This window comes from Pseudomonas sp. UBA4617, from assembly GCF_002386445.1.
Lineage (GTDB): Bacteria > Pseudomonadota > Gammaproteobacteria > Pseudomonadales > Pseudomonadaceae > Aquipseudomonas.
On record NZ_DGIR01000054.1, the window covers coordinates 89,340 to 106,340 of the forward strand.

Sequence of the window (17,001 nt, forward strand, 5' to 3'; positions counted from 1 at the left end):
TTGACTGGCTTTATTTCCTCACCAAGGGATAATCACCCCCTTCCCCCTGCATTTCGAGGGTATCTGCACCTATGTGGTACAACGGCCTGCTCGACTTGTCGGCCTGGCAACTGGTCGGCATCACCTTGCTGATGACCCATGTGACCATTGTCAGCGTCACGGTCTACCTGCACCGCTACTCCGCGCACCGAGCCCTGGAGCTCAACGGCGTGCTAAAGCACTTCTTCCGTTTCTGGCTGTGGCTGACCACGGCCCAGAACACCCGCGAATGGACCGCCGTGCACCGCAAGCACCACGCCAAGTGCGAAACCCCCGAAGACCCGCACAGCCCGGTGTACAAGGGCCTGGGCACGGTGTTGCGCAAGGGCGCCGAGCTGTACCGGGAAGAGGCGCGCAACCCGGAAACCCTGCGCATCTACGGCAAGAACTGCCCGGACGACTGGATCGAGCGCAACCTCTACTCGCGCTACAAGCTGGGCGGCATCGCGCTGATGGCGGTAATCGACCTGCTGCTGTTCGGCACCATCGGCATCACCATCTGGGCGGTGCAGATGATGTGGATCCCGTTCTGGGCCGCCGGGGTGGTCAACGGCCTGGGCCATGCCCTTGGCTACCGCAACTTCGAATGCCGCGATGCCGCCACCAACCTGGTGCCATGGGGCATCCTCATCGGTGGCGAGGAGTTGCACAACAATCACCACACCTATCCCAACTCGGCCAAGCTGTCGGTCAGGCGCTGGGAGTTCGACATGGGCTGGGCGTGGATCCGCCTGTTCTGCCTGCTGCGCCTGGCCAAGGTCCAACGCGTGGCGCCCATCGCCCACCGGGTGGCCGGCAAGGCCAGCCTGGACATGGATACTGCCATGGCGATCCTCAACAACCGCTTCCAGATCATGGCCCAATACCGCAAGCTGGTGATCGGCCCGCTGGTCAAGCAGGAACTGGCCCGCGTCGATGCCTCGGTGCGCCACCATTTCCGCCGCGCCAAGCGCCTGCTGTCGCGCGAGACCAGCCTGCTGCAGGACCGTCACCATGTACGTATCGAGTCGATGCTCGCACACAGCCAGGCGCTGAAGACCATCTACGAAAAACGCCTGGCGTTGCAGCAAATCTGGGCGCGCACCAGCGCCAATGGCCACGACATGCTGGCCGCCATGAAAGACTGGGTCCACGAGGCCGAAACCAGCGGTATCCATGCCTTGCGCGACTTCGCGGCGCAACTCAAGACCTACTCGCTGCGCCCGACCGGCGCCTGACCACCGTTGATCGGCACGCCCTCCTGGCAGGGCGTGCCGCCCGGAACTTCCCCCCGTCGCTTCCACTCGAATCTGGCACATCGCCCCGCGTGGCGGGCCGGATGCTGGCCGCACGCTTTCACGTCGAGACCTGCTTCGTGCACATGGCCAAGAACATTCCAACGACACTGCCCGGCACCCAACCTCCCGAGGCCGCCCAGACCTTGCTTGCGCTGCTTCACGCCCAAGGCGAGGTTGCTCGCCTGAGCGAGCGTGAGCAGTTGTTCAGCGCGCTGCTCGACAGCGTCAATGCGGTACTGTGGGCCTTCGACTGGGAAACCCGTCAGGTGCTGTACGTCAGCCCCGCCTATGAACGCATCTTCGGCCGCCCCGCCAGCCTGGTACTGGCCGACTACAACGAGTGGCGCGACAGCATCTATCCCGACGACCTGGAATTCGCCGAACGCAGTCTGGCCCAGGTGCTGGTCAAGGGCTCGGTAGAAGACCGCGAGTACCGCATCCTGAACGCCGATGGCCAGGTGCGCTGGCTGAGTGACAAGTGCTACATCAACCAGCAACGCGATGGTGACCGGGTAATCATCGTCGGCATTGCCGAGGACATCACCGAAAAGAAGCAACTCGAAGGCGAACTGCAGCGGTTGGCCACTACCGACGTGCTGACCCAGAGCAGCAACCGCCGGCATTTCTTCGAATGCGCCCAGCAGGCCTTCGATAGCGCACGCGACGAAGGCACGCCGCTGGCTTTCCTGCTGCTGGACATCGACGACTTCAAGCGCATCAACGACAGTTACGGCCATCAGGAAGGCGACCAGGTGTTGCAACGCATCGCCGACAGCGGCAAGGCCGTGCTACGCCGTGGTGACCTGTTCGGGCGCATTGGTGGTGAGGAATTCGCGGCGGTGTTCCCTGGCTGCAACGCCCTGGTGGCCGAGCAGATTGCCGAACGTTTGCAGCGGCATATCCAGCGTTTGAGTTTCAGCCATGGCGAGCAGACCTACGGCGTGACGGTGAGCCAGGGGGTGACCGCATTGACCGATGAAGATGTGGCGCTGGACAGCCTGTATGCGCGAGCCGACGCGGCGATGTACCAGGCCAAGCGCCAGGGCAAGAACCAGATCGTGCGCGCCTGAGCCGTGGCGCCGCTTGGCGGCTCCTGAACCTCAGCTGGAGCCCTCAGCCGTCGGCGGCTGTTCCTGCGCCTTCGCCTCCGGGTTCTCCGCCTTGCGCAACCGGCTCAGCTCCGGCAGGCCAACCTTCAGCAAACGCGCCGTCTTGCTGTCGGCCACCTTGTCCAGCCCCAGCCCGGCCGGCAGCCGCGCCAACTGCCCAGCCAGGTTCATGGCCAGGATCTCCCGCGAATACACCCCGCCACCCAGCTGGTAGATGGCCGCAATCAGCTCGCGCAATGCCAATGGCAACCGCCAGCGGGTGCGCAGCGCCGAGCCGAACGCAGCTCCAAACTCGTCGAGCGACCGCTGCACCTGGCCCTCATCCAGCTCGCCCCCAGCCAGCCGCCACTCCTGCAGGCAACGAAGCACTGCCAGGTCGCCCAGGCAATGCAGCAAACCTGCGCAGTAGCAACGCCCTTCGTCCAGTTCGAGCATACGTGCCAAGGTACGGCCATATTCGGCAGCATGCAGCGAAAGGTTCCAATACCGAGCTGCATGCTTCGTCAGCAACGGGTCGCTGAGGCGGGCACTGCGTTTCAGAGTCATCCCCAGGACCAGGTTCATGCTCTGTGTGCTGCCAAGCTTGTTCAAGGCCTGCAACAACGTCTGCACCGGTGCTTCCCGGTGCAGCGCAGCGCTGTTGGCCGCAGCGATCAGAACGGCGGTGATCTGCGGGTCGTCATGCAGCTCCTCTTCAAGCACTTTCAGGTTCAGGCCTTGTGGGTTGAGCGCGCGCTTGAGCGCCGCCTGCACATCGGCCATCAGCGGCCCGCCATCGGCGCTGGCGCGACGTTGCTCAAGGTACGCCGGCAGGCTGGCACCCGCCTGCAAGGCTGGCGGCGGGCAGGCGACCTCTTCGTCAACGGAGAGCAACAGCTCTTCCAGGCGCTTGCGCAAATTGTCCAGGTTCAGCGGTTTGCTCAGGTATGCGGTCGGATGCAGGGGCAGGACCTCATGCACGCTTGCGCTGTCACTGCGGTTGCTCATGAGGATGAACGGCAACCCCGGCCCCCTGGCGCGGACCTTGCGCAACAGGTCGAGGCCATCGACACCGGCCAGTTCACGCGCGGCGATGATCAGGTCGGGCTTGCTCGAGAGCGCGCTCAGCGCCTGCTCGCCATCGGCGCACACCTGCAGGCGGGCATCGCAGCGCACGCTAAGCAGCATTTCGCTGAGCATGTCGCGTACCCAGGGGTCACCTTCGACGATCAGTACACTGGGTGGGGAGGGGTGCGCAGCGTTCATCGCCAAAACTCCTGAAAATCCCTGATTCAGTCCTTGCAGCTTGCCAAGCGAGTCCTGCCCACAACGATAGCGCCACCGTGGACGTTGCGGGCATAAAAAAACCCGCCGAAGCGGGTTTTTTCTGCAGCGCGTCACATCAGGCGATTTCAGCGAAGCACTCTTCGATGATGGCCAGGCCCTTGTCCAGCAGCGCGTCTTCGGCGGTCAGCGGAACCAGGATCCGCAGGACATTGCCGTAGGTGCCGCAGGACAGCAGGATCAGGCCCTTCTCGCGGGCCTTGGCCACAACCTGGCCAACAGCGGCAGCGTTTGGCGTGTGAGTGCCTTTCTCGAAGACTTCCACAGCGACCATCGAGCCCAGACCACGCACGTCGCCGATGATCGGGTACTTCTTCTGGATTTCGCGCAGGCCAGTGGTCAGGCGCTCACCGACAGCCTTGCTGCGGTCCAGCAGTTTCTCTTCTTCGAACACTTCGATCACGGCCAAGGCGGCAGCGCAAGCGATCGGCGAACCGGCATAGGTACCGCCCAGGCCGCCTGGGGCGATGGCGTCCATGTACTCGGCCTTGCCGCACACACCGGCCAGCGGGAAGCCGCCAGCGATGGATTTGGCGAAGGTGGTCAGGTCAGGCGCCACGCCCATCTGTTCCATGGCGAAGAAGGTGCCAGTACGGCCAGCACCAGTCTGTACTTCGTCGGCGATCAGCAGGATGCCGTGCTGGTCGCACAGGGCGCGCAGGCGCTGCATCAGCTCTTTCGGCGCTGGCAGGAAGCCGCCTTCGCCTTGTACCGGCTCGAGGATGATCGCGGCGATGTCGCGCGGCTCGGCGTCGTTCTTGAAGATGCGCTCGACCGAGGCGATGGCGTCGTCAACGCTGATACCGTGCAGTTCGCTGGGGAACAGGGCACGGAAGATGCCGCCCGGCATCAGGCCCATGCCAGCGGAGTACGGCACGACCTTGCCGGTCAGGCCCAGGGTCATCATGGTGCGGCCGTGGTAGCCGCCGGTGAAGGCGATGACGCCAGCGCGGCCGGTAGCGGCACGGGCGATCTTGACGGCGTTTTCCACCGCTTCGGAGCCCGTGGTGACCAGCAGGGTCTTCTTGTCGAAGTTGCCCGGGACCAGCTTGTTGATCTTCTCGCACAGCGCTACGTAGGGTTCGTAGGCCAGCACCTGGAAGCAGGTGTGGCTGACCTTGGTCAGCTGCTCTTGCACGGCCGCAACCACTTTCGGGTGCAGGTGGCCAGTGTTGAGTACTGCGATGCCGCCGGCGAAGTCGATCAGTTCGCGGCCTTCAACGTCGATCACGGTCGAGTTCTTCGCGGTATCGACGAAGATCGGGTGGATCTGGCCAACGCCACGTGGGACGGCGGCGACACGACGTTGCATCAAGGATTCGTTGGTCTTGCTCATAATGCCCTCATTGCGCCGTTCTGAATGGCGCTTTTATTCGGGGGTGGCTGGATGCGCTAGCGAACAGTATTCGTTGATCGACTGCCGTGAACGTCCGGGCCACCAGGTACTGCGATGTCAAAAAGGCCAGCGAGACGTCGCTCTCGCGCCCCGCTGGCAGAGGTAAAACCGTTACCGTGCGATCAGATGCTGATGCACAGGTATTTGATTTCGAGGTAGTCCTCGATACCGTACTTGGAACCTTCGCGGCCCAGGCCGGAGGCCTTGATGCCACCGAACGGTGCCACTTCGTTGGAAATCAGGCCGGTGTTGATACCCACCATGCCGTATTCCAGCGCTTCGGCAACACGGAACACACGGCTCATGTCGCGCGCATAGAAGTACGAGGCCAGGCCGAACTCGGTGTCGTTGGACATGGCGATGACTTCGGCCTCGTCCTTGAAGCGGAACAGCGGCGCCAGCGGGCCGAAGGTTTCTTCCTTGGCGACGGCAGCGGTCTTCGGTACGTCGACCAGGATGGTCGGCTCGAAGAAGTTGCCTTCGATGATCTTGCCACCGGCCAGCACCTTGGCGCCCTTGCCGACGGCGTCTTCGATGTGCTCCTGGACCTTGGCCACAGCCTTGCCGTCGATCAACGGGCCGGTGGTGGTGCCTTCTTCCAGGCCGTTACCGATCTTCAGCTTGGCAACAGCGGCGGCCAGCTTCTGGGCGAACGCGTCGTAGACGCCGTCCTGCACGTAGATACGGTTGGCGCAAACGCAGGTCTGGCCGTTGTTGCGGTACTTGGAAATGATCGCGCCCTCGACCGCCTTGTCCAGGTCGGCGTCGTCGAACACGATGAACGGGGCATTACCACCCAGCTCCAGGGAAACCTTCTTGATGTCCTTGGCGCATTCTTCCATCAGCTGGCGACCGATTTCGGTCGAGCCGGTGAACGACAGCTTGCGCACCAGGGAGTTGCTGGTCAGCTCGCCACCCACTTCGCCGGCGCTGCCGGTAACCACGCTCAGCACGCCAGCCGGGATGCCGGCACGGTGGGCCAGTTCGACCAGGGCCAGGGCGGAGTAAGGGGTCTGCGAGGCCGGCTTGAGCACCATGGTGCAGCCAGCGGCCAGGGCCGGGCCGGCTTTACGGGTGATCATGGCGGCCGGGAAGTTCCACGGGGTGATAGCCGCGGTAACACCGATTGGCTGCTTGATGACGATCAGGCGCTTGTCTGGCTGGTGGCCAGGGATGGTGTCGCCGTAGACGCGCTTGGCTTCTTCGGCGAACCACTCGATGAACGAGGCAGCATAGGCGATTTCGCCCTTGGCTTCGGCCAGCGGCTTGCCTTGTTCGGTGGTCATCAGGCGCGCCAGGTCGTCCTGGTTCTCGATCATCAGTTCGAACCAGCGACGCAGCTTGGCCGAGCGCTCTTTGGCGGTCAGGGCACGCCAGGCAGGCAGCGCCTTGTCGGCGGCTTCGATGGCGCGGCGGGTTTCCGCAGTGCCCATCTTCGGCACGGTACCGATGACTTCACCGGTGGCCGGGTTGGTCACCTTGATGGTCTGGCCGTTGTCCGCATCCAGCCACTCACCATTGATGTAGGCTTGCTGGCGGAACAACTGAGCGTCTTTGAGCTGCATGTCGGCTTCCCGAATTGTTGATTGTTGAAAAGCGCCCAAGGCAGGGCATCGAGCGTTTGAAATCTCAAACGAATGCTAAGCGGCTGCTGGGGTGTTGGACAATAGGCTGTTCGAAAAAAAGAACGAATGGTTGAACAGCCTGTCCGAAATGGTCGTTAGAGGTTAGACCATCGAGCGGAAGGAAATGTGAAAGCCGGAGGGCCTTGCCGTGACATTGTCGGCGCATGAGGGATCGAGCGCCGCGCGGGCGGCGCTCGATTTACGCATCCACGCACATCCACGTCAGACCCATAAAGCTCAGAACGCCTTGGCCAGATCGATCACCAGCGCCCGGTAACCGACGGAACCCGGCTGCCGGCTGTGTACCTTGAGCTCCACCAGCACTTCCTGAGTTCCTCGACGTACTTCGTTGAGCACTGTGGTGGTCAGCTTCTCGGGCGTGAGGAAATTCACCGAAGCCGAGTAGATGAACTGGGTGTCAGTCTCCGGCCGGTAAGCCACCACCGAGGTCACCGGGCTGTACCACTCGTCGCCGCGCGCCTTGCCGTACTCCCACAGCTGCTCGACGGTGCCCCTGGACTCGTCGATGCGGTACTCCACCGCCCGGCTGTAGTTACCCGACAGCCTGGTTGGCGCAAAGCCCCGGCCCCAGCCATTGTCGAACACGGTCAGCGTGCCTTTGCCGGTCAGCCAGGCGGTGTGCTGCGTCCACGACCAGTCGAAGCCTTCGGTCGCGACTGGGGTGAGTACTTTCTTGCGCAGGCGCTCAGGCCATCCCTGGGGCGAGGCGAGGATCCACTTCACTTGCTTGTCGCGGCCAATCTTGACCACGCCCTGATGACGCGCTGAAACGATGATGCTGTCGTCATCGGCGTCGTAATCGATGGCATTGACGTGCGCCCAGTTGCGCCCGGTCCCAACCCCCGGGATGTCGCCAAATGGCAAGTCGCCTTCGGCCAGCTCGTTGGCCAGCCGCTCGTCCTGCTTCTGCACGCCTTGCGGCAACTGGAGCGCTGCCTTGCCCAGGGTTTCGAGGAGGTCACCACGGTACGGGTCGAGGATCTGGTTGAGGTCCCAGAAGTCCAGCACGTCACCGGCTTCGTTGACTTCGATGATGTGGTCGCGGATCGAACGCACGCGCTTGCCATCAGGCCGGCGGTAGTCGCTGGTGCCCACCCGCAGCAGGTAGGTGCCGTTGGCTGTCTCGCGGATTTCGTGTGAGAAGTCGGCGAACTTGTCGGGGAGGCTGCGTTGCCAGATGCGCCGGCCCAGCAGGTCGTACTTGGAATAGGTCTGGCCCTGGCCCCAGATCAGCTTGCCGTCGCGGGTCTGCTGGAAGCCCATGGTGCCGCCCAGCCCATCACGGCGGTTGGAGTCGTGGATCTGCTCGATGTCCAGGTACCAGCGCACGTCACCGTTACTGTCGGCGATCCAGTTGTTGCCCACCTGGTCCCATTCCGCCGCGCCGCCCAAGGCATTCCACTTGAAGGCGCGTCCACCAGGGATGTCACCGAGCAGGTGGTTGAACAGGTACAGACGCTTTTCGAACCCTGGCGCCACCTTGATCGGCTCCACTTCCGGCAATGCTGCGGTCTGCTTCGCCACCACCGGCAAGCGTACCGCCGGGGCGTAGATCTGGTAGTGCTCGCGAATACGTTCGCCATCGAGCTTGTAAGTCACTTCTACCTGGTTGACGTGATCCGGGTACAGGCCGAATACCGGGATACCGCCATAGGTCCACAACGATCGGTCGGACACCTCGTAGGCGATGTCCACGCCGCGTTCACCGCGCCCCAGCACGCGCACATGGGCGGCACTCAGGCTCCGCCCGCCGTCGCGGATGATCGCGGTCAGCGGCGCCAGGCGGTACGGGTTGACCACCACGTCGCCGAGCAGCGCCTCGTCAGGTTCGGGCACCTTGGCAGTCAGGCAGGCGCCTTCAGGCAACGCGGGGGTTTCGGTCTTGGCATTCATGGCAAAGCTCCTTGTGCTCAGAAGTCGTAACGGGCGGTGGCACCAAACGTGCGCGGGGTACCGAGCACCCCGGCGTAGCCACCGTTGGCGGAGTTCCACAGGCTGGTGAAGTAGGTCTTGTCGCCGGCGTTCTTTACCCACAGCGACAGGTCGACCACGCCATCGCCCTGGTCCAGGCGCACACCGGCGGAAAGGTTGACCAGTGCATAGCTGGGGATCTGGCCGAAATCGGAATCATCGATGGTGCCAACCGCCTTCGAGCGGAAGGCGTAGCTGGCAGTGACGTACGGCTCGACATGGTCGGTGGCCTGCCACTTGTACTGGGTGTTGAGGTTGGCGATGTACTTGGAGGCACCCACCACCTGGTGGCCTGAAAGGTCGCAGGTGGCGGTGGCATTGGCCAGGCTGACCTCGGGTGGGCATGGCGCGTCCTCATACTCGGTGTAGCGCACGTCGTTCCACGAGCCGTTGAAGTTGACCGTGAGCCCACGAAGCGGCAACGCCGTGGCTTCGAACTCCAGGCCACGCGAACGCACGCTGCCGGCGTTGGCCAGGTACTGCACGCGGTTGACCTGGTCGTAGACGTTGGCCTGGTAGCCATGCACTTCGGCCCAGAACAGGTTGGCATTGAGTTGCAGGCGATCGTCGAACAGCGTGCTTTTCAAGCCGACCTCGGCGTTGTTGACCCGCTCGGTGCCAACCAGCAGGGAATCGGTGCCCAGCCGTGGCGCTGCACCAACGGTCAGGTTGATACCCCCGGACTTCTCGCCGTGGGTCAGGGTCGCGTAGCCCAGCAATTGCTCGTTGAAGCGGTAGCTCAGGCCAAGCAGGCCAGAGGGGCTGAAGCTGTACTGGTTGAGGTCGCCCGAGTCATAAGCCCCTACCCTGGCCTGGCGCGCGGCAGCGGCAGCACCGGTCACGGCTGCGCCGCCGGCCGGTGCATCACGTGTCACCCAGGCACTCTTTTCTTCATAGGTACCGCGGACGCCGGCGGTGAAGTCCAGGCGCTCGGTGATGTGCCAGGTGCCTTGGGCAAACAAGGCGTAACTGTCGGTATCGATGTGGCCGTTGCCGATGGTGTCGACATTGGCCAGGGCCCCGGCCGGAGTGATGTTCCAGATATCCGCCTGCGGCCCGTAGTAGGTGAAGGACTTGTTGTCCAGGTCCTGCTTGAAGTAATAGGCGCCCAGCACGTAGTCGAAGGCACCACCGGTGGGCGAAGCCAGGCGGATTTCCTGGGAATACTGTTTGTCACGCACCGACACCCCGGCACTGTAGAACACCGGTACATCGAGGCCGTCGTCGTTGCGCGGCGTGAAGTCCCACCAACGGTAGGCAGTGATCGAGGTCAGGGTGAAGTCGTTGGGCAGGGTCCAGTTGGCCTCGACCGAGGTACCGCCCTGGAACACCGTCACCTGCTGGTCGGCGTCGAAATTGACCTTGCGATCCTTGCCCGATACCAGTGTCGCGCCCGCCTGCGCGGCCAGGCTTTCGTAGCGGTTGACGCCATTGATAGTCGGCCCGGCGCTGTACAGGCTGAGGATGCCGTTGTCCGAATCTTCTTCGTTGTACTCGCCGATCCAGCGCAGGTTGAAGGTGTCGCTGGGCTGGAACAGCAACTGGGTACGAAAGCCCTGGCGCTTGCCGCCGTTGAGGTCTTCGCCGTCATGGACGTTCTTCACGTAACCGTCGTCTTCAGTCCGGTAGGCGCTGATGCGCCCGGCCAGGGTTTCGCTGATCGGCCCCGAGAAGCTGCCCTGGGTCTGCAGGTAGCCGTCTTCGCCTATGGATTGCTGGAGGCTGCCCTCGCGATGGAAGGTCGGCTTGCGCGTGGTGATGTTGAGCACGCCGGCCGTGGTGTTCTTGCCGAACAGCGTGCCTTGCGGGCCACGCAGCACCTCCAGTTGCTCGACGTCGAGCAGGTCGAACACCGCCATGCCCGGGCGGCCGAGATAGACGTTATCGAGGTAGATGCCGACGCTGCCCTCCAGGCCGTCACTGGCCGGGTTGTTGCCCAGGCCACGGATCGAAATGCTCGACTGGCGCGCATGTACATAGGCGACGTTGGTACTGGGCACCAGCTGTTGCAGATCTTGCACGCGGTAGATGCGCTGGGTTTCCAGGGTTTCGCTGTCGAGCACACTGATCGGCGCGGGTACGCTCTGCGCGGTTTCTTCGCGACGGCGGGCATTGACCGTGACAGTGCCGAGCTTGGCCTCCTGCTCGAGTGCGGGGGTGGCAGTAACCGGCTCTTCTGCGAAGCTGCCGCTGGACGCCGCCAGCAACACGCCGGCGGCCAGGGGTTGCAAGGTGAAACGCGACGCGCGCGCAGGCCAACGGGAAAATCGGGACATGCAAATGCTCCTTGAGGCGAGGCCCTGGCGAGCATTTCCGTTGGCGGAACCGAATCGCGGTCAATCGGGCTTATATTCTTTTAAGAAATATAAATATTTTGAATTCATATTTTGTGGAATAAGTAACGCCCTTTATAAGGGGGCTAACCCTTGTCAGCAATTGCATTCGACCGAAAGTTTCAATGTAAAAAATGCATATCGATCTCCGTCAGTTGCGCCACTACATTGCCCTCGTCGAGCACCGCAGCTTCGTCGCTGCGGCGGCTGCGGTTAACCTCTCGCAGTCGGCGTTCAGCCGAAGCATCCAGACCCTGGAACACAACATCGGCTGCCGCCTGGTCGACCGGGCCAGCAAGGAACTGGCACCGACCCGCCAGGGCCTGCTGGTGCTGGAGCATTCGCGGCGGCTGGTGCATGGCGCGCATAACCTGGTCAACGAGATTCACCAGTTCAACGGCGCCACCACAGGTGTAGTGCGTTTCGGTTCCGGCCCGGCGCCAGCCGGGGACCTGGTGCCGCGCGCAGTGGCGCGCTTCGTCGCCGAGTACCCGGCGGCGCGCACCTGTTTCCAGGTGGATAACTGGCAGGCACTGAACCGCAAGCTGGTAGCCGAGGAGATCGAGTTCTTCGTTGCCGACACCCGCCAGTTCGAGTCCGACCCGGACTACCAGGTACACAAGCTGACGCCACAGCGCTGGCACTTCTGCTGCCGCACCGGGCACCCGCTGACCGAGCGAGATAGCGTGCGGCCCCGGGACCTGTTCGACTACCCGCTGGCTACCACCTTGCGCCCGCCGAATATTCGCAAGATTCTCAGCGACCTCAGCGGGCGACAGGATTTCCTGCCGTCAGTGGAGTGCGAGCATGGTTATGCGCTGCTGAACGTGGTGATGCATTCGAACACCATCGGCATTGCCTGCAATGCCAATCTGCGGCCGTATCAGCGCGAGGGCGGGTTGGTAGCGTTGCAACTGGCCGGGCTCAAGCCGGAGCAGGACGAGGCGTTCTATACCCGTTATGGCGTGGTGAGCCGAGTGGGGTATGGCTTGTCGCCCTTGGCGCAGGGGCTGGTCAGGCACTTGATTACCTGTGATACCGAACTGTAGGTCGCTCTCAATCAGCGGCAAGCCGGCTTCAGCCCGATAGCGTTGGCGCTATTCCCGTGGGAGCCGGCCTGCCGACGAAAGGGCCGCAAAGCGGCCCCGGCGACATCAGCCTTTACGCGTAGTCCGACTCAATTGGCCATCGACACTCACCGGCACCTCGCCGGCGAGAGTGACCCGGCGTACCACCCTCGGCTGGGTGCCGTAATCGTCCACCGCATAATGCTGCGTCGCCCGGTTGTCCCAGATTGCCACGTCCCCCGCCTGCCAGCGCCAGCGTACGGTGTTCTCCAGGCGTGTCACATGCCCTTGCAGCAACGCGAACAGGTGCTGCGAATCGGCCAGCGAATATCCCTTGATGCGCTTCACGAAATGCCCCAGCTGCAACACCCGCTCGCCACTGATCGGGTGCACGCGGACCACCGGGTGCTCGGTCTCGTAAACGGTAGAAGTGAACACCTTGCGATAACGCTCGAGCTTGGCCGGGTCCACGTCGGGCTTTACCGTGGCATAGTCATATTCGTTGCTGTGCACCGCCCACAGCTTGTCGGCGAGTTCGCGCAGCGGCTCCGGCAGTTCCTGATAGGCAGCGGCGGTGTTGGCCCACACCGTGTCACCGCCCGAGGCAGGCGCCACCACGCTGCGCAGGATCGAGGCCTTGGGGTAGGCGTCGACGAAAGTCACGTCGGTGTGCCAGGAATTGGCCCGCTGGCCTTCGGCACCATCGAGCTGCAACAGGTAGCTGGTACCGTCGACCACCGGCACGGTGGGGTGGGCAACCGGCTCGCCGAGCAACTTGGCAAAGGCTTCCTGGCTCTGGTCATCCAGCTGGGTCTGGCCGCGGAAGAAGATCACCTTGTGCTTCACAAGGGCGGCCTGGATGGCATCAACGGTGGCGGCATCAAGGTCGGCAGACAATTGCACGCCACGGATTTCGGCACCGATGCGGCCGGCAACCGGATGGAGGTCGAGTTGGAGGGATTGTGGCGCGGTGGCCAGTGCAGCGTTGCTCATGGTCTAGGTCCTTGCAGTCATGGTCGGGGGTGAGAATTCAGCGGGCGGCCTGCACGGCCTGCTGCTGTTTCAGGGCAGCATCGAGAAAGCGTGGCTCGATCCATTCGGCTACCTGGAAACCACGGCGGATCAGACGTTCCTTGGCGGCCAGATCAACGCCTTGCTGCAACTGGCCAACGAAGTCGGCGTCCAGCCGTGGGTCGAAGTAATGGGCGAGGTCTTCCTGGGCAAGGTCATCACGCAGGATGCTGCGCGGCCAGTTGGCATTGGCGGCCACCAGCTCGACATAGGCCTCGCGGTTGTGCTCGTCACGCAGCCAGCTACTGGCCTGCTGCTGGGCGTTGACCAGGCGCTGGACCAGCTCCGGGTATTGGCGGATGAAATCGCCCGTGCCCAACAGCACTGCCTGGGTACTCCCGGCGCCTTGCAGATCACGGGAGCTGATCGGCAGCTCGACCAGCCCGCGTTCACGTAACGACAGCAGGCTGGAAAGGCCCCAGGTGGCGTCGACCTGCCTGGCGGCCAATGCCGCGTTGGCGGCGTTGAAGTCCAGGTTGATCACTTTCAGGTCGCGCTCGGTCAGGCCCTGGCTGGCCAGGGCGCTGGCGAACGACAGCTGATTGGCGGTGCCGCGGAACACCGCCACGCGCTTACCCTTGAGGTCGTGCAGGGTCTTGATGCCGGAACCGGGTACCACGCCCAGGTAGCTCTTCACGCCACGCACGCCAGCCGACAGCACATGGGTGTCCAGGCCATTGGCTTTGCCGACGATCGCGGCCAGATCGCCCAGGTAGGCGAAATCGGCCTGGCCGTTGGCCAAGGCCTCGTTGATGACAGGGCCCGCCCCTTTGAAGAAGTGCCAGTCGACGCGGATGCCGTCCTTGGCGAACTCTTTCTCCAGCAGCTGCTGGTCACGCAGTACATCGACCACGCCGCCAGCGCTGGGCTTGCTACCCGCGCTCAGGTCGGGCACGGCGATGCGAATGCTTTCGGGCTTGGCAGGCTCAGCCGCGTGGGTACCGAGGGTAAAAGCCAGCCCAAGGGCGGTGGCCAGGTGGCGTAATGGGATTTTCATGACAAGGCTCCTTGGCAGGCTGCCAGCGGCGATGGCCGGCGCTTGGGCCAGAAGCTAGGCAGGTCTGGTTAGAACCTACAAAGACAAAAACTTCATTTTTAACTAACTGAATTGCATAAAGCAGGCGTTGTGCGGGTCTGCCGGTCGCTTGCGCAAAGCGCATGGAAAATATGAGGAAAACGCAACGGGTAGGGGCTTCCGAACGCCTGTGTCACATGCTCTTATCTCTTGAAGGTCGCTTGTTGGATTTTTTAATTCCATAAGTGAATAAATTAACAACGCTTCGAGAGATGCCCATGAATGGAGTTCTGAGCAGAGGTCGAGGTTGGCTTCTGGGGCCGTTGCGCGGCCGTATCGCGATACAAGGCCGCTCCAGCAAAGGCCTCGCCTACCTGGCGCCTGCGATGGTTGTTTTGCTGTGGGTGGCAGCCACCCGGCAGCACTGGATGAGCGAGCAGATCCTGCCGGGGCCGACGCTGGTGTGGCAGAGCGCGTTGGAGTTTGGCTCCGGCGAACTCTGGGGGCACCTGTGGATAAGCCTGCAACGACTGTTCTGCGGATTGGCTGTCGGCATTGCCAGCGGGTTGCTGCTGGGGGTTTGGCTGGGTGCTTCGCGACAAGCGCAGACGCTGGTGCTGCCAACCTTCGTCGCGCTGGCCCAGATCCCTACCCTGGCCTGGATTCCGTTGTTCATGCTGTTCTTCGGCATCGGCGAGTTGCTCAAGTTGGTCGTGCTGGTGAAGGCCGTGGTCGTCCCGGTCACCTTGCACACCTTGGTCGGTGTGCGCGATGCCCAGCCCAAACTGCGCGAGGCCGCTGCTGCCCTGCGCCTGCCCCGTCACCTGTTGTTCCGGCGCCTGTTGTTGCCAGCCGCCCTGCCGGCCTTTCTCACCGGTGTGCGACTGGCCCTGGCCACTGGCTGGACTTCGCTGCTGGCAGTCGAACTGCTGGCGTCCAGCGAAGGTATTGGCTACCTCATGGTGTGGGGACGGCAACTGTTCATGCTCGACCTGGTGCTGCTGTGCATCCTGGTGATCGGCCTGGTTGGCGCCATGCTGGAGCGCGGTTTTTCGGCTGTGGAAAAACGCCTGCTGTACTGGCCGCAAACGGCCACTGGCGAACAACAGCGCGGGCCGCTGCCGCGTGGCTGGCAAAGCCTGCTGCTGCCGCTGGCGTTGCTGGTGCTGTGGCAGGCCAGCAACAGCCTTGGCTGGGTTGACCCGAACATCCTGACGTCACCGCTTGAGGTGTTGCACGCCCTGCTGGCCGGCCTGGCCGATGGTTCGCTGCCGCAAGCTCTGCTGCTGAGCCTGCAGCGCACCCTGACCGGCCTGCTGATGGGGGGCGGCGCTGGTTTGCTGGCCGGTTTGCTGCTGGGATTGTCCCGCCCTGCCGAGCGCATCTTCGGGCCCAGCCTGTCGGCGTTGCGCCAGGTGGCGCTGTTTGCCTGGGTACCTCTGCTGACCGCCTGGTTCGGCCTGGGCGAGGCAGCCAAGCACGTGTTTGTCGGCATGGCCGCGTTCTTCCCGCTGCTGATAGCCACCCAACGTGGTATCGCCAGCCTTTCGCCGCAGCTGGGCGAAGCCGCCCGCACCCTGCGCCTGAACCTTTGGCAACGCTTGCGCCTGCTGGTGCTGCCCGGCGCGGCCCCGGCGATTTTCGCCGGCCTGCGCCTGTCGCTTATCTACGCCTGGCTGGGCACCATCGGCGCTGAATATTTCATGCCCTCGGACGGGGGCATCGCCAGCCTGATGATCGGTGCCCAGCAACTGTTCCGCATGGACCAGGTGATGGGCGCAATGCTGCTGATCGGCCTGGTCGGTGCGCTGCTGGGCACCCTTGGACAACGTTTCGAGTCGCGCGCCACGCGCTGGAGAACCGCATGAACGCCTTCAACACCTCGCACCTGCACGCAGCCAACCAGCCCGACGCCACGCCGCCCTTGGTCAGCTTCGAGGGGGTCGGCAAGGTATTCAGTGTCGATGGCCAACCGTTCGAGGCGATCCGCAACTTCAACCTGTCGATCAACCAGGGCGAATTCATCGCCATCGTCGGCGCCTCGGGCTGTGGCAAGTCCACCCTGCTGCGCCTGCTGGTGGGGCTGGATACCGACTACAGCGGCAGCATCCGAGTCGACGGCCAGGCGGTCAGCGGCATCGATGGCGAACGCGGCATCGTGTTCCAGGAACATCGGCTGTTTCCGTGGCTGAGCGTGGAGCAGAACATTGCCCTGGGGCTGGTCAACGAAGCGCTTACCCAGGGTGAGCGCGCCCGGCGTGTGCACGAGTTCGTACAGCTGGTGGGCCTGGTCGGCTTCGAAGCGGCTTACCCGCACCAGCTGTCCGGCGGTATGGCCCAGCGCGTGGCGATTGCCCGCGGCCTGGTGGCCAGCCCACGCATTCTGCTGCTCGACGAGCCGTTCGGCGCGCTGGATGCCCTGACCCGCCAGCAACTGCAGGACGAGCTGTTGGCCATTCGCGAGCGGGCCGGTATCACCATTCTGCTGGTCACCCATGACGCCGAGGAAGCCACCTACCTGGCCGACCGGGTCGTGGTACTGGAACCACGCCCGGGGCGGATCAAATCGGTAGTAGAGGTCGGCCTGCCGCACCCGCGCTTGCGCTCCGGCGTGGCCCTGCACAGCCTGCGCGAAAAAGTACTGCATCAGATCACCGGCGACGGTGGCCAGCTGCCGCCGCCAACGCCCCGGGTAGAAGGGTTGCGGCCAGAGCTGATCGCGCTCTAGGCTCAGTCCGCAGCCGCGATCATGGG

General features: G+C 63.5%; 12 protein-coding genes. 5 read left to right on the forward strand and 7 right to left on the reverse strand.

Features of this window, described 5'->3' with window-relative positions; all coding sequences use genetic code 11:
* Positions 1-71: 71 nt before the first annotated feature.
* Complete coding sequence (gene desA / locus B4L76_RS22810; protein WP_296235341.1) at positions 72-1,256, forward strand: delta-9 fatty acid desaturase DesA; 1,185 nt, start codon at positions 72-74, stop codon at positions 1,254-1,256.
* A 101-nt stretch (positions 1,257-1,357) separates the two neighbouring features.
* A complete protein-coding gene (locus B4L76_RS22815; protein ID WP_296235342.1) occupies positions 1,358-2,386 on the forward strand; it encodes a GGDEF domain-containing protein in 1,029 nt (342 codons plus the stop codon).
* 30 nt (positions 2,387-2,416) lie between these two features.
* Here B4L76_RS22815 and B4L76_RS22820 read toward each other — a convergent pair whose 3' ends face one another.
* The 5 genes from B4L76_RS22820 to B4L76_RS22840 all read right to left on the reverse strand — a co-directional run bounded on the left by B4L76_RS22820 (position 2,417) and on the right by B4L76_RS22840 (position 11,037).
* Positions 2,417-3,670, reverse strand: a complete 1,254-nt coding sequence (locus B4L76_RS22820; RefSeq protein ID WP_296235343.1) for a response regulator — start codon at positions 3,668-3,670, stop codon at positions 2,417-2,419.
* A 136-nt stretch (positions 3,671-3,806) separates the two neighbouring features.
* The gene (gabT, locus tag B4L76_RS22825) at positions 3,807-5,084 is read right to left on the reverse strand and encodes a 4-aminobutyrate--2-oxoglutarate transaminase (protein WP_225779984.1); all 1,278 of its coding nucleotides are present in this window, start codon (positions 5,082-5,084) and stop codon (positions 3,807-3,809) included.
* 182 nt (positions 5,085-5,266) lie between these two features.
* Positions 5,267-6,709, reverse strand: a complete 1,443-nt coding sequence (gene gabD / locus B4L76_RS22830; protein ID WP_170027787.1) for an NADP-dependent succinate-semialdehyde dehydrogenase — start codon at positions 6,707-6,709, stop codon at positions 5,267-5,269.
* Between the two features lie 297 nt (positions 6,710-7,006).
* The gene (locus B4L76_RS22835; protein ID WP_296235344.1) at positions 7,007-8,683 is read right to left on the reverse strand and encodes an aryl-sulfate sulfotransferase; all 1,677 of its coding nucleotides are present in this window, start codon (positions 8,681-8,683) and stop codon (positions 7,007-7,009) included.
* A gap of 17 nt (positions 8,684-8,700) precedes the next feature.
* Positions 8,701-11,037, reverse strand: a complete 2,337-nt coding sequence (locus B4L76_RS22840; RefSeq protein WP_296235345.1) for a TonB-dependent receptor — start codon at positions 11,035-11,037, stop codon at positions 8,701-8,703.
* 191 nt (positions 11,038-11,228) lie between these two features.
* Here B4L76_RS22840 and B4L76_RS22845 point away from each other — a divergent pair, with 191 nt between their 5' ends.
* Positions 11,229-12,143, forward strand: coding sequence for a LysR family transcriptional regulator (locus B4L76_RS22845; protein ID WP_296235346.1), 915 nt, complete (start codon positions 11,229-11,231; stop codon positions 12,141-12,143).
* A gap of 105 nt (positions 12,144-12,248) precedes the next feature.
* On the opposite strand, the gene B4L76_RS22850 is transcribed toward B4L76_RS22845, so the two are convergent.
* The gene (locus B4L76_RS22850) at positions 12,249-13,154 is read right to left on the reverse strand and encodes a TauD/TfdA dioxygenase family protein (protein ID WP_296235347.1); all 906 of its coding nucleotides are present in this window, start codon (positions 13,152-13,154) and stop codon (positions 12,249-12,251) included.
* Between the two features lie 37 nt (positions 13,155-13,191).
* Positions 13,192-14,229, reverse strand: coding sequence for an ABC transporter substrate-binding protein (locus tag B4L76_RS22855; protein ID WP_296235348.1), 1,038 nt, complete (start codon positions 14,227-14,229; stop codon positions 13,192-13,194).
* Positions 14,230-14,633: 404 nt separating this feature from the next.
* Here B4L76_RS22855 and B4L76_RS22860 point away from each other — a divergent pair, with 404 nt between their 5' ends.
* Both B4L76_RS22860 and B4L76_RS22865 read left to right on the forward strand, forming a co-directional pair.
* Positions 14,634-16,115, forward strand: a complete 1,482-nt coding sequence (locus B4L76_RS22860; protein ID WP_414707271.1) for an ABC transporter permease — start codon at positions 14,634-14,636, stop codon at positions 16,113-16,115.
* Complete coding sequence (locus B4L76_RS22865) at positions 16,112-16,975, forward strand: ABC transporter ATP-binding protein (protein WP_296235350.1); 864 nt, start codon at positions 16,112-16,114, stop codon at positions 16,973-16,975. The genes B4L76_RS22860 and B4L76_RS22865 overlap by 4 nt, the downstream gene beginning before the upstream one ends.
* Positions 16,976-17,001 lie beyond the last annotated feature (26 nt).